The 22,409-nt window shown below is 68.7% G+C and carries 18 protein-coding genes; 11 read left to right on the forward strand and 7 right to left on the reverse strand.

All coding sequences use genetic code 11. The annotated features are described in order from the left end of the window. Nucleotides 1-5: 5 nt before the first annotated feature. From BA062_RS35885 to BA062_RS41480, 7 genes are all read left to right on the forward strand, one after another. Nucleotides 6-785: an ABC transporter ATP-binding protein gene (locus BA062_RS35885; protein ID WP_110343603.1), complete on the forward strand. Its 780-nt coding sequence runs from the start codon at nt 6-8 to the stop codon at nt 783-785. Between the two features lie 53 nt (nt 786-838). Then, nucleotides 839-2,488: a M24 family metallopeptidase gene (locus tag BA062_RS35890; protein WP_110343604.1), complete on the forward strand. Its 1,650-nt coding sequence runs from the start codon at nt 839-841 to the stop codon at nt 2,486-2,488. A gap of 11 nt (nt 2,489-2,499) precedes the next feature. Further along, the gene (locus tag BA062_RS35895) at nt 2,500-2,961 is read left to right on the forward strand and encodes a RidA family protein (RefSeq protein WP_110343653.1); all 462 of its coding nucleotides are present in this window, start codon (nt 2,500-2,502) and stop codon (nt 2,959-2,961) included. Nucleotides 2,962-3,231: 270 nt separating this feature from the next. Continuing rightward, nucleotides 3,232-4,635, forward strand: coding sequence for a C69 family dipeptidase (locus tag BA062_RS35900; RefSeq protein WP_168214190.1), 1,404 nt, complete (start codon nt 3,232-3,234; stop codon nt 4,633-4,635). After that, nucleotides 4,632-6,143, forward strand: coding sequence for an ABC transporter substrate-binding protein (locus tag BA062_RS35905; protein ID WP_110343606.1), 1,512 nt, complete (start codon nt 4,632-4,634; stop codon nt 6,141-6,143). Before BA062_RS35900 ends, BA062_RS35905 begins: the two co-directional genes overlap by 4 nt. Nucleotides 6,144-6,177: 34 nt before the next feature. Further along, nucleotides 6,178-7,620, forward strand: a complete 1,443-nt coding sequence (locus BA062_RS35910) for a purine-cytosine permease family protein (protein WP_110343607.1) — start codon at nt 6,178-6,180, stop codon at nt 7,618-7,620. Nucleotides 7,621-7,720: 100 nt separating this feature from the next. Next, nucleotides 7,721-7,834: an aldehyde dehydrogenase family protein gene (locus BA062_RS41480; RefSeq protein WP_391540845.1), complete on the forward strand. Its 114-nt coding sequence runs from the start codon at nt 7,721-7,723 to the stop codon at nt 7,832-7,834. A 247-nt stretch (nt 7,835-8,081) separates the two neighbouring features. Here the strand turns inward: BA062_RS41480 and BA062_RS35920 are convergent, their stop codons facing one another. From BA062_RS35920 to BA062_RS35950, 7 genes are read right to left on the reverse strand one after another with little or no spacing between them, the layout of a single operon-like run. After that, nucleotides 8,082-8,879, reverse strand: a complete 798-nt coding sequence (locus BA062_RS35920) for a MaoC/PaaZ C-terminal domain-containing protein (protein WP_245960180.1) — start codon at nt 8,877-8,879, stop codon at nt 8,082-8,084. A gap of 17 nt (nt 8,880-8,896) precedes the next feature. Continuing rightward, nucleotides 8,897-9,589, reverse strand: a complete 693-nt coding sequence (locus BA062_RS35925; protein ID WP_146240130.1) for an enoyl-CoA hydratase/isomerase family protein — start codon at nt 9,587-9,589, stop codon at nt 8,897-8,899. Then, nucleotides 9,586-10,965 carry an amidase gene (locus tag BA062_RS35930; protein WP_110343610.1) on the reverse strand — a complete coding sequence of 460 codons (1,380 nt, stop codon included), beginning with the start codon at nt 10,963-10,965 and terminating at the stop codon, nt 9,586-9,588. Before BA062_RS35930 ends, BA062_RS35925 begins: the two co-directional genes overlap by 4 nt. Next, nucleotides 10,958-11,713 (reverse strand): SDR family NAD(P)-dependent oxidoreductase, encoded by a 756-nt coding sequence (locus tag BA062_RS35935; protein ID WP_110343611.1) that lies wholly within the window; start codon nt 11,711-11,713, stop codon nt 10,958-10,960. Before BA062_RS35935 ends, BA062_RS35930 begins: the two co-directional genes overlap by 8 nt. Continuing rightward, on the reverse strand, nt 11,710-12,714 hold the full coding sequence (locus tag BA062_RS35940) for an LLM class flavin-dependent oxidoreductase (protein ID WP_110343612.1): 1,005 nt from the start codon (nt 12,712-12,714) through the stop codon (nt 11,710-11,712). Before BA062_RS35940 ends, BA062_RS35935 begins: the two co-directional genes overlap by 4 nt. After that, nucleotides 12,711-13,493 (reverse strand): alpha/beta fold hydrolase, encoded by a 783-nt coding sequence (locus tag BA062_RS35945; RefSeq protein ID WP_110343613.1) that lies wholly within the window; start codon nt 13,491-13,493, stop codon nt 12,711-12,713. Before BA062_RS35945 ends, BA062_RS35940 begins: the two co-directional genes overlap by 4 nt. Next, the gene (locus BA062_RS35950; RefSeq protein ID WP_146240131.1) at nt 13,490-15,124 is read right to left on the reverse strand and encodes an AMP-binding protein; all 1,635 of its coding nucleotides are present in this window, start codon (nt 15,122-15,124) and stop codon (nt 13,490-13,492) included. Before BA062_RS35950 ends, BA062_RS35945 begins: the two co-directional genes overlap by 4 nt. Before the next feature lie 18 nt (nt 15,125-15,142). Here BA062_RS35950 and BA062_RS35955 point away from each other — a divergent pair, with 18 nt between their 5' ends. From BA062_RS35955 to BA062_RS35970, 4 genes are all read left to right on the forward strand, one after another. Further along, nucleotides 15,143-15,751 (forward strand): TetR/AcrR family transcriptional regulator, encoded by a 609-nt coding sequence (locus tag BA062_RS35955; protein ID WP_110343615.1) that lies wholly within the window; start codon nt 15,143-15,145, stop codon nt 15,749-15,751. 252 nt (nt 15,752-16,003) lie between these two features. Beyond that, nucleotides 16,004-17,350 carry an MFS transporter gene (locus tag BA062_RS35960; protein ID WP_110343616.1) on the forward strand — a complete coding sequence of 449 codons (1,347 nt, stop codon included), beginning with the start codon at nt 16,004-16,006 and terminating at the stop codon, nt 17,348-17,350. 519 nt (nt 17,351-17,869) lie between these two features. Then, nucleotides 17,870-18,877: an MDR/zinc-dependent alcohol dehydrogenase-like family protein gene (locus BA062_RS40835; RefSeq protein WP_245960181.1), complete on the forward strand. Its 1,008-nt coding sequence runs from the start codon at nt 17,870-17,872 to the stop codon at nt 18,875-18,877. A 204-nt stretch (nt 18,878-19,081) separates the two neighbouring features. Beyond that, on the forward strand, nt 19,082-22,402 hold the full coding sequence (locus BA062_RS35970) for an error-prone DNA polymerase (RefSeq protein ID WP_110343617.1): 3,321 nt from the start codon (nt 19,082-19,084) through the stop codon (nt 22,400-22,402). Nucleotides 22,403-22,409 lie beyond the last annotated feature (7 nt).

Below are 22,409 nucleotides of genomic sequence, written 5' to 3' on the forward strand. Positions count from 1 at the left end.
GTCACATGAACAACGAGTACGCCATCTCGGTCAACAACGTGGGCAAGACCTACCGGTCCAAGGACGGCCACGACAACACGGTGCTCAAGAATCTGGACTTCCATGTGAAGCCCGGTGAGTTCGTCTCGATCGTCGGGCAGTCCGGAAGCGGGAAGACGACGCTGCTCAAGACGATCTCCGGCCTGCAGGAGCTCACGGAGGGCGAGATCCGGGTCAAGGGCAGGCTGATCAGCGAGGGGCTCGAAGACATCGCGATGGTGTTCCAAGCTCCGGTGCTCCTACCGTGGCGAAACAACATCGACAACGTGCTCCTGCCCCTCGAGTTCCGCGGGACACGGACCGACGAGTCACGCCGCTACGCCCAGGAACTCCTGGAGATGGTCGGACTGGGCGGCAAGGCCACGCGCTATTCCTACGAGCTCAGCGGCGGAATGCAGCAGCGAGTCGCCATCTGTCGCGCGCTGGTCTCCCACCCCGAACTGCTGCTCATGGACGAACCTTTCGGCGCGCTCGACGCGATGACCCGCGACTCGATGAACTTCGAGATCCAACGGATCTGGCAGAGCACGGGCTGCAGCGTCCTCTTCGTCACGCACAGCATTCCCGAGGCAGTCTGGCTCGGTGACCGGGTGGTCGTTGTGGGCGACCGCCCCGGCCGGATCGTCGCCGACATCTCGATCGACTTTCCGCGGCCCCGGAACAAGGAGCACAGGTTCTCCGCGGCCTTCTCCGACTACGTGACGGAGATCGAATCCCATATCGGTGTCACGGCCGGGATCAGCTGACCGACGCCGCCTCGCACCAGTCGAATATCGACAGCGACACAAGAGGAGTACGAATGCTGAGCCTCACCGCGGATGCCTCACAGGTCGAGCAGATCTACGGACTCGACGCGCGCAAGAGCCTGCTGTTCTCCGCGATCCGTCTCGACTCCTACCCGCTGGTCGCGCCGCTGATCGCGCGGACTGACGCGGGCCGGTATCTGCTCGTGCGCCAGCAGGAGCAAGGTAACGCCCTGTCGGCCGGAGTCCCGAAAGCGCAGATCAAGTTCTACGCCCCATGGGTCACGATCGACCCTCGCATCGTCGCCGATACCTCCGCCTCGGCGTCCCTGGCGACCCTGGTAGAGGATCTCGCCGACGGCGCGCCGGTCCGTCTTGCGGCCGACGTCGTCTACAGCCACTACCGCACTCTGGCCGGTTCCGTAGACCTCGTCGTTGACGGCCAGGACCCAACCCCGGTCACCGCCTACGAGATCGACGTCGAGACGGTCCTCACGCGATTCGCCGGGTGGCGGCAGGAAGGTGTCCGCACCGCACGGCGGCTGATCGAGGACGTTGAGCACCTCTCGGGCCTGTCGGAAGAGTTCTCCGCTGACCAGGACAGCCGGTTCGAGGCCCTCCGAGCTCTCATCGACGACCGCTCGCTCGACGCCCTGCTCATCACCGCACCACCAAACTTCACCGAGGTGACCGGGTTCGCCCAGCCGAACGGCGCGGCCGCCCTGTGGCTGCCCGACATGAACAGGCTCATCGTGCTCGCACCCGAGGGCACATCCGGCGTTCACGGGTCGCCCATCGACCAGTTCCCATCCGTCGGCGCGGCTGTCCGGACGCTGGCCCGTGGAGCACGGACCGGCGTCGAGGACGAGTGGATCACCGTTGGTCTGGCCCGCGAGCTCGAGGACGAGCACGCGGAGCTCGTCCCTGTCTCCACGGACCTCGCCCATTGGCGGGATGTCCGCGACCACGAGGACCTCGCGTTCCAGGTCATCGCCGCACGCGCGAGCGTATTCGCGATCGAGGAGGCCCTGGCCTGGGCGGAAGAGGGCCTCGACGCCGGCCGCTCGTTCTCCGAACTCGACATCAACGCCGTGTACCTCGACAAGCTCACCGAGTTCCGCACCGCCGACGAGATCCCGTTCGACATCGAGCCGTACTTCACAAACCTGCACTCGTCCAACCGGATGCTCTTCCCAGGCCCACCAGTGGACTTCCCCATCAACGCCGACACGACCTGCATCCAGCTCGACGCCGGTGTTCGCGTGGTCATCGACGGGGTCACCGTCGCCACCTCGGACATGGCCCGAACGCTCCCCCGCACCGCGGCGGCGAAGGAGGCGTACAACTTCTTCTTCGAGGTGGTCCGGCAGGGGATCATCGGCCAGCTCAGGCCCGGCGTGGTGTGTGAGGACGTGCACGAGGGAACCCTGCGTTACCTCGCGCCTCACCTCGATCGGATGGTCGAGATCGGAATGCTCGGAACGGACGTCGATTTCAACACCGAGTACCGCAAACGGAACGTCGGGCACCTCATGGGGAAGCAGGAATCGTTCGCGAACGAGCTCAGGCCCGGCTACAAGCACGTCCTCGAGGTCGGTTCCTACGGTGCTGCCGAGATCCCGTGGCGCTACGAGAACGCCGCGATCGGCACCGAAGACCTCTGGTACGTCGGACGAGACCGAACCTACATCGTGAGCAAGCGATGACGCCCGCCTCCATGACCACCGCGTTGGAGCGTCTCGAGTCACTGCGCCTCGAACTACCCGTACTAGGAGCACCTCGCTACGCGTATGAGGCCAGCGTGCGCTGGGGCAACCTGCTGTTCGTATCCGGCCAGATCTCGAGGACCGCGGCAGGTGAGGTCCTAACGGGTCGGCTGGGAGACAACATCGACACGACCGCCGGGGCGTCGGCGGCCCGGGTTTCCGCGCTCAACCTGCTGGCACGCCTCCACGACGCGGTCGGCCTCGACAAGATCGAACGGATTCTCAAAATCACCACGTGGGTCACGAGTACGCACGACTTCGTCGATCAGCCGACCGTGGCGGACGGCGCGTCACGGCTGCTGCCCGACGTTCTCGGCGACGCGGGTCGGCACGCCCGAACCGCTCTACCCGCACACGTGCTCCCTGCGGGTGCGCTCGTGGAGATCGAAGCCACGGTCGCCGTACGCGACTAGCATCGCGTGCGCGATGCGAGCTCGCTCGCCCTCGTGCTCAGAACGGCCCTCCGCCCTGCACACGCCAGGCGATCGCGGCATCGCACTGCCGCCCGCGCCATCCTCCGAGCCATGCTGTGGCGTGTGGGCGGCCCGGTCTCCGGAACTGCTCGAGAAGTCAGCGAAACCCGCCCTTGACGACAATCAGCCTCCGACCTAACTTGAGATCTCAGATGACTTGAGATCTCAAGGAGCGATATGCCGGCGTGGAGCTGCGACACCCTGGTGGCCTTGCCTTCCACCGAAGGCGAGCCGGTGCTGCTGGGCAAGAACAGCGACCGTCCGGTTTTCGACGCCCAGCCGCTCCGTTTCTTTCCTCGCCGCAGCGCCAGCGGGGCCGGCCGGCTGCCCTTGGCCTACGTCGAGCTGCCGGAGGCGGCGGAGTCGTTCGCCCACCTCGGCGGGTCGCCGTACTGGTGCTGGGGCCACGAGATCGGCCTGTCCGAGCGGGGCGTCGCGATCGGCAACGAGGCACTGTTCACCCGGGACGTGGCCGCGAACATCGCAGCCACGAACCGCGGCGAGGTCCTCCCCCGGGGGATTCTCGGCATGGAACTGGTGCGACTGGGGCTGGAACGCGGGCGGAGCGCCGAGGACGCCGTGGAGGTCATGGCGGAACTGGTGCAGCGGTATGGCCAGTGGGGCTCGGGTGTGCCCGGCAGAGCCCCTGTGGAGGGCGCCTACGACAACTCCTACCTGGTGGCCGATTCACGGGAAGCGTGGGTGCTGGAGACCTCGGGCCGCCGGTGGGCGGCCAAGCGGATCGACCGGGGCACGTACGCGATCTCCAACCAGCCGACCATCCGTCGTTCCTGGGACGCCGGCAGTCCCGACCTGCTGGCACACGCCGTCCGGTCCGGATGGTGGCCGGAGCAGCGGGGCGAGCTCGACTTCGCCAGGGCCTACACCGACCCGGCCGTGCCGTTGCAGGCGTCGCATCTGCGCCTGAGCCGCTCGCGGCAGCTGCTGGCCGAGGCCACGGACCTCGGCGGCGTGGACGTGCCTGGCATCAAGCGGATCCTGCGCGACCACTACGAGGACACGTTCCTCAACGGTCCGTACTTCACCGCGGCACTGCCGGATTTCCTGTCGCTGTGCATGCACTCACATCCCGCGGGCTTCACCTGGGGCAACACCGCGAGCTCGAGCGTGTGCGTGCTGCCGCGCGAGGGCGAGGGCCTGCCGCACCTGTGGTGGACGCCGCTGACCCCGTGCACGGGCGTGTACTTGCCGGTCTTCGTCGCAGCGGGAACGGTGCCCGAGGATTTCACGAGAGCGGGCGCCACCGCGGCACGGGCCAGGCCGGAGGACGCCGCGCCCGACAGCTTCAGCAGTGACTCCTACTGGTGGCGGTTCCATCAGCTGTTGGAGGCGGTCAAGGGCGACGCACTGGGCTGGGACTTCGACGACCGCCGTCCGATCGTGCGCGCCGCATTCGATCCGCTGGAAGCCCGTTGGGCGGCCCGGCTGCCCGAGGTCGAGAAGCAGGCGCTCGAACTCATCGGGCAGGGCGCGGGCACCCGGGCGGCCGCGGAGCTCGCACGATTCACCGACGACTGCGCACGCGAGGCGACGGCCGTGCTCACGGAACTGCTCGACGGATTCGGCATACCCACAGGGGAAGGACGAGCATGACGGAACGGCAGGAAGCGCCGCAAATCGCACACGTGCGCAGCAACGGACAGGTCACCCTGCCCGTGCACGTCCGGCGCGCCGCCGAGCTGCGGGAGGGCGATGTCGTCGAGGTGGTGCTGCAACCCGACGGGGCCATCCTGCTCCGACCGGTCGACGTGCTCGACCGGGTGCATGCCGACGCGCTGTACCAGGCCGGACCACCGGACCTGCCCTCGCTGGCGGACGTCAGCCCCGAGCAGCGGGCGAGCGAACTGGTCCGGCGGCGGCAGCTTCCGCCCCGCACGGGTCGTCGTCTCGAGGAGTTGCTGCGGCGCTACCTGCGTGGCGCGCTGAGCCACAAGGCACTGGTCACCGAGGCGTTGGTGCTGGGCCTGCCCGCGGCGTCGATCGCCAACCTGCTCGCCGAACCCGGAACGCCGGATCAGGGCCGGATCACGGCCGGTCCCCCGCGCTCACGTGCGTTGCCAGGCACCGCGACGGCGAGCGGAGACGCCCGCGTCGTACGGATCGCCCAGGCGTTCCACTCTCTGCTCTACCTCCCGCTCTACGTCGCGCACGACGCCGGCTTCTTCGCCGAGGAGGGGCTCACCGTCGAGATCAGCACCGCCGGTGGCGGCGCCGAAGCCTGGTCGACCGTGGAGAGCGGACATGCCGACTACGCCGTGCACGACCCGGTGTTCGTGATGCGGGCCGTGGAACAGGGAGTCGAGGACGCGGTGGTAGTCGGCTCGGTGTGCAACGGCCAAGCGATCGTCGCGCTCGCGAAGGATCCGCGGATCGAGGCCACCGACGACCCGCACACGTTCATCACCGAGACCGTCGCCGGGCGCACCATTTCCACGCAGCCACAACCGGACTCGCAGTGGGCGCTGTTGCGTTTCCTCAAGTTCCTCTGCGAGAGCGGTGGTGCCGCGGACTACCGCAACCTCCAGGTCCCCATCGGCACGGAACCGAGAGCGGTCTTCGACGGCACGGCCGATCTCTGCCTCGCCTTCTCACCACAGGCAGAGTCGGCGATCTCGGAGGGATTGCACGAAGTCTTCGACTTCTCGCGCTTCTTCGGCCCGTACCTGCTGTCCGCGCTCAGCAGTCTCCGCTCGACGGTGCACGAGGACCCCGCCGTCCACCACGCCGTGCTCCGGGCACTCGAACGTGCTTGTCAGTACGCGCACGCGTTCCCCGAGCAGGCCCTCGACATCGCCCGGCACGAGTTTCCCGACGTCGATCCGGGCGTCGTGAAGGCAGCCACATACCGCTGCCTGCGCCACAACTTCCTGCCCGAACACGTCGCCGTCGACGCCGAGGCATGGAAGGAGAACGGGGTCATCAACCGCTTCGTCGGGACGATCCAGCAGTACCGAGAGATGGCCGAGCTCGTCGACAACGAAGCCGGCCTGCACGCCTACCGCACGCTGGGCAACCTGCGTCTCACCTGGGACACGCCGAGGCCGATCACCAGGGTCGTGAACCCGGCAGGACGTCCGGACAAGCCGCCCACTATCCGCTGAACCTCCGCCAACCGCAGAACGGATGGTCTGACACATGTCGCTGCGCGAGAAGTTCCGAGGGCCGACCACCTCCATCGACGAACAGATCGAGAGCTACGCGATCGACCGCGTACCGGCCTCGAAGAGATGGCCCATCCCCGCGATCAGCCTCGTGCTGCTGGGCAACGCCACCGCGATGTTCTTCTTCTCCTTCGGCGCGCAGCAGACCTTCCTGGTCGGCTGGCCGTGGCTGCTCGCGCCGATCGGTTACTTCTTCCTCGGGGCCATCGGCATCGGCATGCTCACGATGCGCATGGCCAGCAGGGAAGGTCTTTCGCAGAACCTGCTGAGCAGGGGACTCGGCTTCGGTAGCCGAGGCGCGGCCGTCACCTCCTTCATCTACGCGATCAACTACATCTACTACTTCCTGTTCGAGGGCACCATCGTCTCCCACGCGATCTCCTACCAGTTCGGTATCGAGGTCGGCTCGGCAGGCGGCATCGCCATCTTCGCCCTGGTCGGCCTCGCCACCCTGGCCCTCGTCTGGCGTGGCATGCACGCCATGTCGTTCCTGCAGGCCTGGGGCTTTCCCTTGTTCCTGATCCTGCTCGCCTACGCACTGTGGCGACTGGGCACCGCGCACGAGCCGGTCGGCCCCTCGGGGTGGCACGCGACCGGTGAGGTCGGTTGGGCCGCGATGTGGAGCGCGTTCAGCTTCGCCAACGGCCAGATGATCTTTCAGGGGTTGATGGCCACCGACTACGGCCGCTTCGCCGCCCAGCGGATCCGCTACCGGGGCACGGCCGCGATCATGCTCGGCGAGCTGATCCCCATGTTCGCGGTGATCTTCCTGGGCGTGTTCCTCGGCGCGAGCCTGCTCACCGAGCTCGGCCCGGGCGGACAGTCCCAGGCACAGGATCCGGGATTCATGTTCGTGCACACCATGGGCTTCGCCGGGGTGCTCTTCGTACTCGTCACCCAGATCCGGATCAACGTCATGAACCTCTACTCCGGATCCGTCGCGCTGGCCAGTGGGTTCGACGTCGCCGCACACTTCCGGCCTGGGCGTCCGTGGTGGATGTTCCTCGTCTGGTTCGTCGGCGTCATCTTCTACGCTGTCAACGTCATCGACAGCCTGGGCACGTTCCTCGCGATCACCGGCGTGCTCACCAACACCTGGGTGCTGATCATCCTCGCCGACTACTTCATCTGCCGCCGCCTGCTGGGACTGGCAAGGCGCGAACAGATCGAGTTCCGCGAGCACGAGGTCAGGGCATGGAACCCGTGCGGACTGACCTCTCTCGGCGTCGCGGTGCTGGTGGGCGCGCTCGGTATCGTCGGGATCTACCCGATCTACTACGCCTCGTTCGCCGCGATGCTGCTCGGGCCGGTACTCCACGTCGCCATTACCGTCGCCACCCGCGGTCGGTTCTACCGAGTACCCACCAAAAAGGACAGCAGCCAGGAGGCCGCCGACACCCCCGTTATCGAACGATGACCTCAACGCGTCAGCGCCTCACCGCGGAGGCTCGGGCGATCTCCGCGATCTGCCGCTGGCCGCTCGAACCACACGTTGGCCATCGTCCGCAGCCGACGGCATCTGGACGAAGGACCTCGCGCGCGCCCACCGGCTAGCCGGGAGGCTGGAGGCCGGGACGGTGTGGGTCAACACCTACCGCGCAATGTCGCCCATGTCGCCCCGCTCCGGCTAGTACACCCGCTTCAAGAGCGTCCGGATCAACACCGGCGAAGAACCGGCGGGCGACCCCTTCGTCCTGCGCTCCTGACCACCTGCAGTTCCGCCGCGGCCATGGCCACCCTCGGCATGGTCGACCCGGCAACTGGCCAGACTGGCCTGCTCCCCGAGTTGTGTGCATCCGGACGCGGCATTGCGGGGATACCCGCGGCCCGCGCCACCGGGTGGCGGGGTGACTGCGACCCGGTGCCAGGTGGACCAGCCTAGGAGGAGACCACCTTGAACCGCGCGACGCCGTCGCGAAGTACCGTCGTGTCACCGACCTGGGCAGTGAACGCCGTCGTGTGCTCGGCAGGACCCGCTGAGAGGTCGAGTGTGTCGCCGGGCAGGACGGGGGCGGTGAATCGAGCTTCGAGCTCGACGAGATCGCATGGATGGGCCTGCGCTGCCTCCGCAACCGATTTCGCCGCGATGCCCAGAGTGCAGAGGCCGTGCAGGATCGGCCGGGGGAAGCCGTTGGCAGCGGAAACCTCGGGGTCGATGTGAATCGGGTGGCGGTCGCCAGTCAGCCGGTACAACGCGGCCAGGTTCACGGGGGTGGGATACTGCGCCTCCCAGGCTGGCTGGAAGGTCCGGCCGCGTGAGCCGGGGCCGCGCCGGCCGCCCCACCCGCCGAGTCCGGGAAGGAAGATCGAGTAGGTCGCCGTCCAGTCCGCACATTCCGCGACGACGTCGACGAGCGCGCCCTTACCCTTGTCCCACACTGCGGTGACCGCTCCGGACACCCGGACGGTGCCGGACGGCCGCAACGGGCCGCGAACCTCCAGCCGTTGTGCGGCGTGGAGCGACCGCGCCGGGTCGTACGCGCCGAGCGCACCGGTCGCTTCCACGGTCCACAACCCGAGCGTGAGGGCGAAGGCCGGCAGAACCCTCAGATCTCGCTCGTACACGAGATCGAGTTCGTCCTCGCGGGCGCCGACCGCCAGCGCGTACAGAATCGCGTCGCGTTCGGTGTAGGAGAGCTCCCGCTCGCCGAGACTCGTCCCCGCGAGATCCTGCACCCTGATGGTCGTGCTGCTCATCGAAACGCTCCCCTTCTGCTGATCGCCTGGCGACGTTCGTCCGAATCCAGCAACTCCAACCGCACGCGCTCCCAGCGCCCGGTGTCCCAGACCGCGTCGTCGAGTTCGGCCAGTAGTGCCTTGGTCTGTCGGAACGCCGGGCCGGGCACCGGCAACTTCTCCGCGACGGCATGGGCGCGCGCGACCGCCTGCCCGCTGGCCACCACTTCCGACGCCAGGCCGTCATCGGCGTCGAGCCGCTGGCCGAGTAGCACCAGGCGGGTCACGATGTCGCGGGGCAGTGTGCGATGCAGCCGGGCAATGGTCTCCGGCCGGTAGAGCAGTCCCAGGTCCACCGCGGGCACCCGGAACCACGCGCCCGCCCCCGCGATGCGGAGATCACAGGCCAGTGCGAGCTCCACGGCGGCGCCGAGGCACGGGCCCTCGATGGCGGCCACCACCGGCACGGGCACGGCGCGCACCGCCTCGATCGTCGCCGCCAGCTCCTCGTCGAACGCGAGGTCGGCGCGCGTCCCGGTCAGCTCACGGAGGTCAGCGCCCGCGCTGAACACGTCGCCGTCGCCGCTGAGCACGACTGCGGTCGTCTCGCCGGGCAATGTGGCGAGGTCCGCACGCAAGAGAGCGAGCACCCGGCGGGACATGGCATTCCGCCGTTCCGGCGCGTCGATGCGTACGTCGTGGACGCTCACCGGACCGCCGCCGACTGTGAGTCCCAGCGCCGCAGCACCGGGTCGCGGTCGAACTCGACGGCGGACTCCAGCTCCTCGGCCACGTCGAGCAGTAGACCTTCGCGGTCGTGGCCGCCGACGAGCTGGGCGGCCACCGGCAGTCCTTCCACGGTTCCACACGGAATCGTGACCGCGGGGGTGCCCGCGACATTGAAGGGCACTGCGAAGGGGAACGCGCCCCACAGTGCGCCGACCGGCTCGCCGGCGATCTCGCGCGGCCGTTGCCGCAAGGGGAACGGCGGGACGGCGGTCGCGGGGGTCAGCACGAGATCCACCTCGTCGAACAATGCCGCGACCCGGGCCCGGTACTCCGGCAGAGCCCGCCGAGCGGAGGTGACCGTCGCGGGGTCGAGTTCGGCCGCCGCTCGCAGGGTCGCGCGCTGGTATTCGGTGATGCGTTCGGACTCGGCGAGCAGGTGGCCGCGTTCCGCGCGCTCGTCGGCCAGCACGAGGGGCCCGAAGACGTCCTGCCACCCGGCGACGGGCAGGTCGCGCTCCTCGACGAGATGCCCTTGTGCCTCCAGGACCTGCGCGACCCGCGCCACCGCCGCGGCCACGCCAGGGTCGACGGGGCGGTGCTCGGGATTGGCGCACCAGGCGATGCGCAGCGGCCGCGGAACCATGCCGCGCGGATACCGCCGGCCCGCCAGCACTTCGAGGATGACCCGCGCGTCGTCCACCCGCCAGGCGAGCGGCCCCGGGCTGACGAAGTCCGTCATGGCGCGGAAACCGCCTTCATCCCGGCATCGGCCGAGCGTCGGCTTGACGCCCACGAGCCCGCAGAACGCAGCGGGGATGCGAATCGACCCACCACCGTCGGACCCCACGGCAGCAACGGCGAGACCGGCCGCGACCGAGGCCGCCGCACCCCCGCTGGAACCGCCGGGCGTCCGGGCCGGATCCCACGGGTTCGCGGTGTCGTCACCGAGCAGGTTGTCGGTCGTCGCCGACTGCCCGAACTCGGCGGTGTTCGTCTTCCCGGTGAACACCGAGCCCGCGGCGCGCAGCCGCCTCACCACCCCCGAATCGCCGGGCGCGATCTGTCCACGATGGACGAGTGAGCCCAGGGTGGTCTCGACGCCCTTGACGTGGAACGCGTCCTTGACCGACAGGGGAACACCGAGCAACGGCGCGCTCTCTCCGCGCCGGTACGCCGCCGTCGCCTCGGCCGCCTGCTCCCGAGCCTGCTCGGTCACCACGGTGACGTAGGCGTGCAGCGTGCCGTCGAACTCCTCGATGCGGGCCAGCACGTCTTCCAGCAGTTCCACCGGACTCAGCGTGCCCGCCCGGAACTCGGCGGTGAGCTGCCGGATCGGCCGGTACACCGGTTCAGGCATGGGGCGCCACTCCCCCGCTGATCCCGTAGACCTCGCCGGTGATGTAGCCGGCGTGCGGACCGACGAGGAACGCCACCAGCGCGGCCACGTCGTCCGGCACGCCGACCCGGCCGACAAGCGATCGTTGCTGGGCGTAGCCGTCGAAGAACTCGTCCGGGTAGATGCGGCGCAGGAAGTCGTTGTAGATCAGGCCAGGCGCCACCGCGTTCACCCGGATTCCGTGCGGGCCGTTCTCGGCAGCGGCGACTCTCGTGAGCGCGAGTACGCCGGCCTTCGCGGCGGCGTAGGCGGCGCCGTGATCGGTGCTGGTCTCCCAGGCCGCGATCGAGCTGATGTTCACGATCGAGCCACGGCCACGCTCGATCATGTGCGGCAACGCGAACCGCATCGCGTGGAACGTCCCGGTGAGGTCGACATCGAGACAACGCCGCCAGGTCTCGACCGACATCTTCGCGACGGGTTCGATCTTGCTCCAGCCGGCGTTGTTCACCAGCACGTCGATGCGGCCACGGTGCTCCACGACCTCCTCCATCACCTCCTCGACAGCGGCCGGGTAGGTGACGTCCAACGGCAGCGACAGGAACGGACGGCCGTGTTCCTCGGCCAGCCGCGCCGCGAGTTCCTTGCTCCGCCGTTCGTGTGCGTCAGTGATCACGACGTCGAAGCCGTCGGCGGCGAGCCTGTGGGCAACGGCCGACCCGATCCCGGCCCCGGCCGCCGCGGTGACCACGGCAACGTCCCCCGTCATGCGGTCACCGCCGGAATGATCCGCTGCGCCAGTTGTTCCATCCGGCGGCGCCGCCCTCCGGAGAGCAGGGCGAAGGTGATCCGATCGAGGTCCAGCGAGGCCAGTTCGCGCAACCGCTCCACACAGTGCTGTTCGTCTCCCACCAGGGCGACCGATCGCACGAACTCGTCGCTCACGAGGTCCTTGTGGCCGGCGTGCAGAGAAAGGTGGTCGACGAGGTGATAGTTGTCGTTGGCGGCGGTGAACTCGGGCCGGAACCGTTCCCAGGCCGGTGGCATGTTCTTCCAGACGGCGAAGGTCGCTGCCTGGCTCGTCGCCCACGCGCGCACGTCGGCCAGGGCCTTCTCCTCATCCTCGTCGACGCTCATGGTCACGATCAGATCGATCAGCAGCTCGCTGCGATCGCGCCCCGCCTTCTCCAGACCCTCATAGATGTAGTCCAGCTGCCACCGGCAGAACTCGGGGTCAGCGGCGCCCATGAGGATCGCGCCGTCGCAGCGTTCTCCGGCCAGGCGCAGCATGCCGGGCTGCGACACCGCGAGGTAGATGGGAATCTGCCGACGAGCCGTCGCGAGCCGCACCTCGGTGCCGTACAACTCCTGTTCCTCCCCGCTGAACAGGGCTCGGAACTCGCCTATTCCGGCGCGGAGATCACCCAGTTTGGACGGTTCTCGGCCGACCGCGTGCACCGCCGACCAGCCGGCGCCAAGGCCGAGCATCGCGTGCCCGCCGGACAGCTCGTCGAGCGCCGCCGTGGCGCTCGCCGTCACGGTCGGATGGCGGGTCACCAGGTTGGTGACCGCGGCACCGATGTGCAGCCGCTCGGTCCCGAGCGCGGCCAGGTACATCGCGGCATAGACATCCTTCATGCCGAGATGGAAGTCGATGAACCACATCGCGTCGAATCCGTGTGACTCGGCTTCCTTGGCCAGGTCGGTGATTCCGCTCAGCGGTTCGCGTGGGCTCACTCCCATGGACAGGCCCCAGCGGTTCATGGTCATCGCGTGCTCTCCAGGGCTTGGCGGAGGGTCTTGGTGACGGCCTCCGGTTGGTCGACGTTCATCAGGTGTCCGGCGTCCGGGATCTCCGCGTACTCGGCGTGCGGCAGCGAGCCGAGGATGATGTCCGCCGCCTTGCGCGGGCAGAACATGTCGTGCTCGGCGCCGATCACGGTGACAGCGCAACGAATTCCGGCCAGCGCGGGAGTCAGCGGCCGCTCGTACAGCTGTGCCATGGCGCGGGCGGCGTTCACGTAGCCCAGGCCGGAACCGATGGCCTCGAGCCGCCACTTCGTCAGCTGTCCGACATCCGTTCGCGCGTTGCGGAGGGCCGCGGTGGTGTCGGAGTGCATCGCCTCCGCGACGCGGTCCCCCTGCCGGACGCGCTCGATCCGTTCCTGGTAAAAGCCGACCGCCGCGCGGCCGACGACCGTGGAGGTGCCCAGCACCACCGCTGCACGCACAAGGTCCGGTCGCCGGGCGGCCGCGCCGAGCACCACGGTGCCACCCAGCGAGAAGCCGATGCAGATCGCCGGGCCGCTCACCGCCTCGAGAAAGCCGATCAAGTCGTCCCGCAGCTGCTCCGGGGAGCCGTCGGCCGCTCCCAGCGAGGTGCCGCCGTGGCCGCGGAGGTCGTAGGCGTAGGTGCGGTAGTCGGTGAGCGCGTCCTGCTGCGTGCGCCAGCTCGTGTGGTCCTCGGCGAGGCCATGCACGAACACGACCGCCGGGCCCGCACCCTCCGCACGGAAGGCGACGTCGATATCGCCCACCCGCTGTGTCATCGGCACTCCTTCGCCAATCGGTTACGCAGTTCCACCTTGCGGATCTTGCCTGCGGCGGTCTGCGGCATCTCGTCCACGAACCACAGCCGTTCCGGCCAATGCCGCCGCGGCACGTTCCGCTCGGCCAGCCACCGACACAGCCCGTCGAGATCGGGCCTCGCCTCATCGGGTTGCACGACCGCGCAGATGCGCTCGCCGAGCCGCTCGTCCGGCACCCCGATCACGGCGACGCGGCGCACGGCCGGATGCGCGGACAGCGCGTTTTCCAGCGGCAGCGGAGAGATGTTGATGCCGCCGCGAATGATGAGGTCCTTCAGCCGGCCCGTGATGCGGACATAGCCGTCCGGATCGAGCACCGCGAGATCGCCGGTGCGGAAGAATCCTTCGGGCGTCAGCGAATCCCGGTAGAGCTCGGGCTGGCCGAGGTAGTCGACGAAGACACCCGGGCCCCGCATGACCAGCTCGCCCTCTCCCCCGGGCGGACCGAGCGTGCGCAGGTCGAGGCCGGGCAACCCGGTGCCCGCGGTCTCGCGCACCCGCCGCAGAGGATCGCCGGGAACGCATGTGGTGACTCCGCCTTCGGTCATGCCCCACAACACGCTGACGAACGTGCCGGGCGCCTCCCGCGCGGCCTGGTCCACGAGCGCGGGCGGCACCGGCGCCCCACCACACAGGAAGGTGCGCAAACCACCGAGCTTCTCCATGCCCGGCTGATCGAGGAGATCCTTGAGAAACGGGGTGGCCGCCGCGGTGAAACCACATCGGTGCTCGCGGATCAGCGACACCGCGAGAGCGGGTTCCCAGCGTTCCTGCAACACCAGCTCCGCGCCAGTGAACAACGACAGGCGGCCACCGTGCCACGCCCCGACGCTGTGTCCCAACGGGGAAGCCATGAAGATCGGCCGCTGCGTGTCGATGCCGAACCGCTGCACGAACCCGGCATTGACCGCGCCGAGGGTCGACTCGGTATGTGCCACCGCCTTCGGCATGCCCGTGGTGCTCGACGTGAACATGAGGTGCGCGAAAGTGGTCGGCGCGCGCTCCCCACTGTCAGCGCGATACCAGGTACGTTCGCCGTCGTCGACCAGCCCCACCGTGACCGGCCGCCCGCTCGCCCTCGCCGCGGCGACGGCGGCCTCGCCCGCGGTTCCGGCACCGTGACGAGCGGCGACGAGCGCTCGCGCGCCGATGAGGTCGCAGATGTAGGTGACGGTCTCGGCCGGCGTGATCGTCGGGAGCGTCGCCGGGACGGCCCCGAGCCGGAGGCAACCGAGGAACACGACCTGCCAGCCGACGCGGTTCGGCAGGCACTGCAGCACCACGTCTCCCGCGGCGACGCCGTGACCGGCCAGCTCGGCGGCGACCCGGCCGGCCTCCTCCCACAAGGCCTGACGAGTGAGGGCCAACCCACGATCATCCCGAACGGCCGGTGCATCCGGCGCGGCAGAGACGAGCCGACGGAACCGGTCTACCAGGGGTTCAATCATGATCGGCGCTCCTCGCTCCGCGGGGCCAGTGCACCTCATGGTGAGCAGGGCCGACAGCCAAGTCAAGAGAGTGACATCGCTTTTTTTCGATATGTGCGTCGCTTTCAGTCCGAAGGAGCAGTAACATGAAGCAACGACGGGCAAGAGCCGAGGGAGGCGTTCGTGGCTGCAGTTCCGACCACGCCGAAAGGCAAGCAGACACGACAAGACATCCTTGGCGCGGCGCGTCGGGTGTTCGCGCGCGACGGCTACGTCGCGGCCACGATGAGCAGCGTCGCCACCGAAGCCGGACTGTCACTCGGCGGCCTGTACCGGTACTTCTCCAATAAGGAAGACGTGTTCGAGTCGCTCATCGGAGACATCCACGAGGAGCTGTACCGGGCCAGCGGCGCAGAGCACGACTTCGCCGAGAATCCGTACGATGCGCTGCTCGACGCCAACCGCGGGTACCTCGACCACTACTACAGCAACCGGGACGTCATGCGCGCGCTCATCGAAGCGGCCAATGTGGACGCACGCTTTCGCGATTTCTGGTTCAAGATGCGGGACCGGCACATCGACCGGTTCGTGGAGGCTCTGCGCGAGCAGCACGGGATCGAGAAGATCGACGGCCTGCCCGCCCGGCTCGCCGCCGAGGCCGCCGCATGCATGGTGGAGCAGTCCGCCTACGTCTGGTACGCCCACGAGGAGCTGCGCACGGAGACGGTCCCGGTCGAGGACGCCGCGCGACTGGTGACGCACGCCTGGCACAACATGTTCTTTCGCGGCTGACCACGGTTCCGACCGTGACCCAGAGTGGCGGCCGCTCACCCTAGAAACAAAAGCGACACCACCTTTGCGAAAAAGCGATGTCACCCTCTTGACATCGGTGACACAAGACACAATCATTGAGTCGCACGCGGCGTGACCTGCCGCTTTCACCGCGCAGAGCGTTCGCCCGGCCGCGCATGCCTGAGCGAACCCCATATCGGCGGACCTCGCCGGTCCTCCCGGCGCCGCCACTCATCAGTCACGAGGTGCCTCATGGCTACGCAGGATGACGCCCTGACCACTACGCGGAACCCCTCCCCCACGCGCTCCGGTGACCGTTCCCGGAAGGCCTTGATCGGCGCCTGGCTCGGGTTCTTCGTCGACCTGTTCGACATCTACCTGCCGATCATCGCGCTCGCCCCAGCGATCGCCTACTTCATCTCCCCAGGGCTCGGCACGGCCGGAGTCGGCATCGTGAGCGGCTGCATCTTCGCGGCCACACTGGTCGGCCGGCCGATCGGCGCGGCCATCTTCGGCCGGATCGCCGACACCGTGGGCCGCCGACGGGCCACGATCGTGGCGATGACCGGCGCCGGCGTGGTCACGCTCGCCATCGCGGTACTGCCCGGCTACCACCAGCTCGGCATCCTCAGCGTCGTGCTCTTCATTCTGCTGCGGCTGCTGGCCGGCGTCTTCCTCGGCGGCGAGTACACCGGAGCGAACCCGCTGGCGATGGAAGCCGCACCGCGCGAGAAACGTGGCCTGTACAGCGGAATCATCAACACCGGGTTCCCGCTCGCCTACGCCGCCGTCTCGATCATCACCCTGGTGCTGTTGCTGATCATGCCCTCACAGGGCGTGGACAGTGCGTACGCGCAGTGGGGCTGGCGGATCCCGTTCGTGATCGGCGCCGTGCTGTCCTTCGTACTGGTGCTGTACTACCGGAAAACGGTTGAAGAGTCGGCCGTGTTCACCAAGGCGACCCGCACGGGCTCCCCGCTCAAACAGCTGTTCACCGGAACCAACGCCGTGAGTTTCTTCCAGGTTTTCGTGCTCATGACCGGCTTCTGGCTCTCACTCCAGCCGATCGCCGCCTCGCTGCCCCTGCTGCTCGGCAAGAACGGCCTCGGCATGTCCAGCCGGTCGGTCACACTCGTGCTGGTGGTGGCCTACCTCCTACTGGCGGTGGTGGACATCGCCGCAGCTGTGCTGAGCCAGCGGATCGGCCGACGGCGATTCCTCGTCCTGGCGAGCGCCGCGATGGCCACGGTCGCGACCGTCGTGTATCTCGCATTGGTGCGATACGGCGCCACCAACTCGGTCCTCGCCGTCATCGCGACGATAGCCCTCGTACTCCTCGTCGTGAGCCCGTGGGCAGTCCTGCCCGCCTACATCAACGAGCGATTCCCCACCTCCGTGCGAGCCTCCGGCTACGGACTCGCCTACAGCCTCGCGGTGGTCCTGCCGTCGTTCTACGCCTTCTACCAAGCGGGCCTCGGCACGATCATGCCGTTCAACTACACCGGAGCGGTCCTGTTGTTCCTCGGCGCCGTACTGGTTCTCGCTGCGGCACTCTGGGGCCCCGAAACCAGGGACGTCGACCTCCACACCGGACAATGAGCCGTCGGCGGGAAATCTGCCGTTGCGGCCTGACCGGGAGGTCGGTCATCAAGAGTCCACTGAGGTCGCCAGCGAAGGTGGAAGCCATCGACGACATCGGTTCCGCCTTCGCCGGCGCGGCGACCTTCCGTCTCGTTAGGACTGACAAGTCCCAGCGATCGCGAGGAACTGCGCGCGGTGATCGCGCAGCAGAGGATGTCGCCATGAGCGGAGAACGAGCGGAGAGCACCCACGCGGCGGCGCCGCTGGCACCCCGCTTATTCTCCTCCGATGCCGGTCGTCCTTGCGCAGGACCGGTTGACTGCCGTTTCTGCAGTGTGGCCTGCAGCAGGATCGCGTTGTCGCCTGGCGGACGGCCGTTGGGGGAGTCGTGCGGGAGTGCCCAGGCGCGCGTGCCGAGTTCGTCGCGGTGGTGAGTGCCGGGAAGACGTGGCGGCCGATCACGACATCGTCGAAGCCGGTTACCGAAACGTCACCCGGGACGGAAAGGTCCGTTGACGCAGCTTGGAGATGGCGCCGATGCCGGCGCACCGCCTCGCGCTGGCGGCACCATTGGGCGCTACCGGAACCATCGACGTTCGGCAGGCCTCGCTGACCACGGCCGGATACGAACCCGATGTCCTGCTGGAGTGCTCCGGCATGCCCAAAGCACTGACACTGCGGCTGGCGCACGTGCAGAACTTCGAGATCGAACTCACCGGCACGTTCCGATACGCCAACACCTGGCCGACGGCCATCGCGCTCTCCGCTTCCGGCGCGGTCGACCTCGACCGACTGGTCACCCACCGGTTCGGCCTCGCCGACGTCGAACAAGCGCTCACCGTTTCCACCCGTGACAAGACGGCGGTCAAGGCCGTGGTGTATCCGCAGGAGCAGAGGCCAACCTGGTGGCGACGAGTTGAAGCTGGTCACATGGTGATGGAGAAATGGCCCTCGTCGTCCGGAGGACCCGTGGGCACCGCCTCGACGTTCTCGCGGCTTCTCACGACGGTGCGCGCTGGAATCGAAGAACATCGGAACGTCCACTACGGCAGCGATGCCACGCATCGACACGTCGGTCCACCCCAGCACCGGATGCGAACGCACGGTACCGCTCCGCGGATCGACCCATCCCCCGGCGCACACGCCCGCGGCGAGCAGGTCGGCGCCGATCCCGTCACACGCGGCGAGCAGAAGGTCCGACGCCTCTTTGACCACCTCGTCCGGATCGCGCCGAGACACGTTGAGCATGTCCGCGGCTTCCTGCGTGGTCAGCACGGCGTTGCGCGGCACGATGTTGATGGCCTGGCCCTGTGCCATCGCGGCCACCACCTGCTGCAACACCTCGTACACCTCATGCGGCAGAGGCACACGGGTACCGTCCGGGCCCACCAGCTCCGCAGTGTCCTGCTCGTGCGGCTCCGACCGGTCGTGCCGACGGCCAGGCTGCTCCACATGGAGTGCCTGCAGAAGTGGCTCGAGCTCGGCGGGCCCGGCCGGGAACACCGTGTGCTGCTCAATCGCGGCAGTCATCAGACCCCTCCCTGATCGCTGTGCCACCTTTAACGACCTCCAATGACCGGTCTAAACGAAAAAAACGAAACCCTCTAGTGTGGCCTGCCCCGGATCACCCTTGCGCCAAGACGGCAACCCTTCAACCGACCGCCTATCATTCGAATAGGTGTTCGAATTGTGTCAGCTTCCCCCTGGCATGGGCACGTCTCGGCGTTCTGCGGGAAGGGAGCGAGTGACGTGGCGTTCACCAGCGGTCACGGGTCCAGCTGGACCGCGCTGGAGGGCAGGCTGTCGGGCCGGGTGCTGACCTCGGCTGATGGGCATGACAGTCCGACGTCGCGGCAGTCCCGGGACGGCTACGTGCCCCCAGATGATCTCCTTGGCCCGCGCCGGGGCCCGGACGATCCCTCCGACGTCGCGCGGGTGCCGTATGCGGAGCTGCACGTGCATTCGAACGTCTCCTTCCTGGACGGTGCCAGCCACCCGGAGGAGCTGGTGGAGGAGGCCGCCCGGCTGGGTTTGGATGCGTTGGCGATCACCGATCACGACGGTCTTTACGGTGCGGTGCGGGCCGCGAACGCGGGGCGGGAGCTGGGGGTGCGGATCGTCTACGGCGCCGAGCTCAACCTCGACCGCCCCGGTGAGCGTTCCGGGCCGACCGACCCCGGCGGCGAGCACCTGCTCGTGCTCGCCCGCGGCGCCGAGGGGTATGCGCGGTTGTGCCGGGTGATCTCCTCGGCGCACCTGCGCGGCGGGGAGAAGGGCCGCCCGGTCTACGACCTGGACGAGGTGGTGGGCGAGCTCGCCGGGCACGTCCTGGTACTGACCGGCTGCCGCCACGGCGCCGTGCGCCGCGCGCTCGGCGAACAGGCCGAGCACCCCGAGCCCGCCCGCACCGCACTGGAGCGGCTGGTAGCCCAGTTCGGCGCCGAGCACGTCGCGGTCGAGCTCACCACCCACGCCGGGCCGCTGGACTCCACCCGCAACGATGTCCTGCACGGATTGGCTGGCGAACTGCGCCTGCCGGTCGTGGCGACCACCGCGGCGCACTACCACCATCCCCGCCGGGTGTATCTGGCGCAGGCGATGTCGGCGGTGCGGGCCCGGCGGTCGCTGGCCGAGATGGAGGGCTACCAGCACGCCGCCGGCGTGGCCCACCTCAAATCCGGCACCGAGATGCGGTACTGGTTCGACCGATGGCCCGGCACCGTGCAGAACGCCGCCCTGCTCGGCGTCGAGCTCGCCCTGGACCTCGACCTGATCGCCCCGGACCTGCTGCCCTTCCCCGTACCCGACGGGCACACGGAGGCCAGCTGGTTGCGCGAGCTCACGCTGCGGGGCGCGGCCGAGCGCTACGGCCCACCAGAATCCGCACGGCAGGCGTACCGGCAGCTGGAGCACGAGCTGGCGGTGATCGAGCAGCTCGGGTTCCCGGGCTATTTCCTGATCGTGTGGGAGATCGCCGACTTCTGCCGCCGCCACAGCATCCTCGTGCAGGGCCGAGGGTCGGCCGCGAACTCCGCGGTCTGTTACGCGCTCGGGATCACCAACTGCGACCCCGTCCAGTGGGGGCTGCTGTTCGAGCGATTCCTGTCGCCGGAGCGGGACGGCTACCCCGACATCGACCTGGACATCGAGTCCGACACCCGCGAACAGGTCATCCAGCACGTCTACCAGCGCTACGGGCGCCGCCACGCCGCCCAGGTGGCCAACGTGATCACCTACCGGGCCCGCTCCGCGGTGCGTGACGCCGCCCGCGCCCTGGGCTACTCGATCGGGCAGATCGACGCCTGGTCCAAGACCGTCGACCCCTGGTCCACCGTGGCCGGCGCGGCCGCCGAACCCGACCCGGAGCACGACATCCCCCGGGACGTGCTCGGTCTTGCCGCGGCTTTCGAGGGCGCGCCCCGCCACCTCGGGATCCACTCTGGCGGGATGGTGATCTGCGACCGCCCGGTCAGCGAGGTGTGCCCGGTCGAGCACGCCCGGATGGAGAACCGGACCGTGCTGCAGTGGGACAAGGACGACTGCGCCGACGCCGGCCTGGTCAAGATCGACCTCCTCGGCCTGGGCATGCTCTCGGCCATCCACTACGCGATCGAGGGCATCGCGGTCGACATCGCGAAACTGCCCCTCGACGATCCCCGGGTCTACGACATGCTCTGCGAGGCCGACAGTGTCGGGGTGTTCCAGGTCGAGTCGCGGGCGCAGATGGCCACCCTGCCCCGCCTGAAGCCGCGGGACATGTGGGATCTGGCGGTGGAGGTGGCGTTGATCCGGCCCGGCCCTATCCAGGGCGGCGCCGTGCACCCCTACCTGCGCCGCCGCGACGGTGAACCCTGGCAGCACCTGCACCCCGCGATGGCCGGCGCCCTGGACCGCACCTACGGGGTGATCCTGTTCCAGGAACAGGTCATGCAGCTCGCGATCGACGTCGCCGGATTCACCGCGGCCGAGGCCGACTCCCTGCGCCGGGCGATGGGCTCCAAACGGAGCCACCGCAAAATGGAGCGCCTCCGGCAGCGCTTCCTCGAGGGCGCGGCCGCCAACGGCCTGGTCGGCGCGGACGCCGAGCGGCTGTTCGCGCAGATGGCCGCCTTCTCCGACTACGGCTTCCCCATGTCCCACGCGCTGTCGTTCGCGCACCTGGTGTTCGTGTCCGCCTGGCTGAAGCGCTACCACCCGGCCGCGTTCTGCGCCGCACTACTACGGGCGCAGCCGATGGGCTTCTACTCCCCGCAGTCCCTGGTCGCCGACGCCCGCCGCCACGGCGTCCGCGTCCACGGCGTCGACCTCAACGCCAGCCTGGTCCACGCCACCCTCGAACCCGACCCCGACTCCACCGGCGGGCACGCCGTCCGGCTCGGCCTCGGCTCGGTACGCACCCTCGGCGACGAGCCCGCCGCACTAATCGTCGACGACCGCCACCGCGGCGGCCCCTACGGCAGCGTCGCCGACCTCGGCCACCGCGTGAACCTGACCCGCCCGCAGATGGAAGCCCTCGCCACCGCCGGCGCCTACCGCGGCCTCGAAACCTCGCGTACCGCGGCGCTGTGGTCGGCAGGCGAAGCCGCCCGTCACCGACCGGGCATGCTCCCCGGCACCAGCACCACCACCGTCCCACCACAATCGCTACCCGGAATGAACGCCTGGGAGCTGATGGCCGCCGACATCTGGGCCACCGGCATCACCCCCAACCGGCACCCCGTCGAGATGCTGCGCGCCCAACTCGACCAGCTCGGCGCCCTGCCCACCGGGACGCTGCGGCAGGTGCCGTCCGGGACACGAATTCAGGTCGGCGGCGCCGTCACCCACCGGCAATCCCCGCACACCGCCGGCGGGGTCACCTTCCTCAACCTCGAAGACGAAACCGGCATGGTCAACGTCGTCGTCTCCCAAGGCTTGCGCCGCAAATACCGGCACGCCGTGCGCGCCGCTCCCGCGCTACTCGTGCGCGGCGTCCTCGAAACCGGCAACGGCGCCATCAACCTCGTCGCCGACCAACTCACCCCGCTCGACATGCGCCAACTCGCCACACCCTCACGCGACTTCCACTGACAGCGAA

This window comes from Prauserella flavalba, assembly GCF_003202235.1.
Taxonomy (GTDB): domain Bacteria; phylum Actinomycetota; class Actinomycetes; order Mycobacteriales; family Pseudonocardiaceae; genus Prauserella_A; species Prauserella_A flavalba.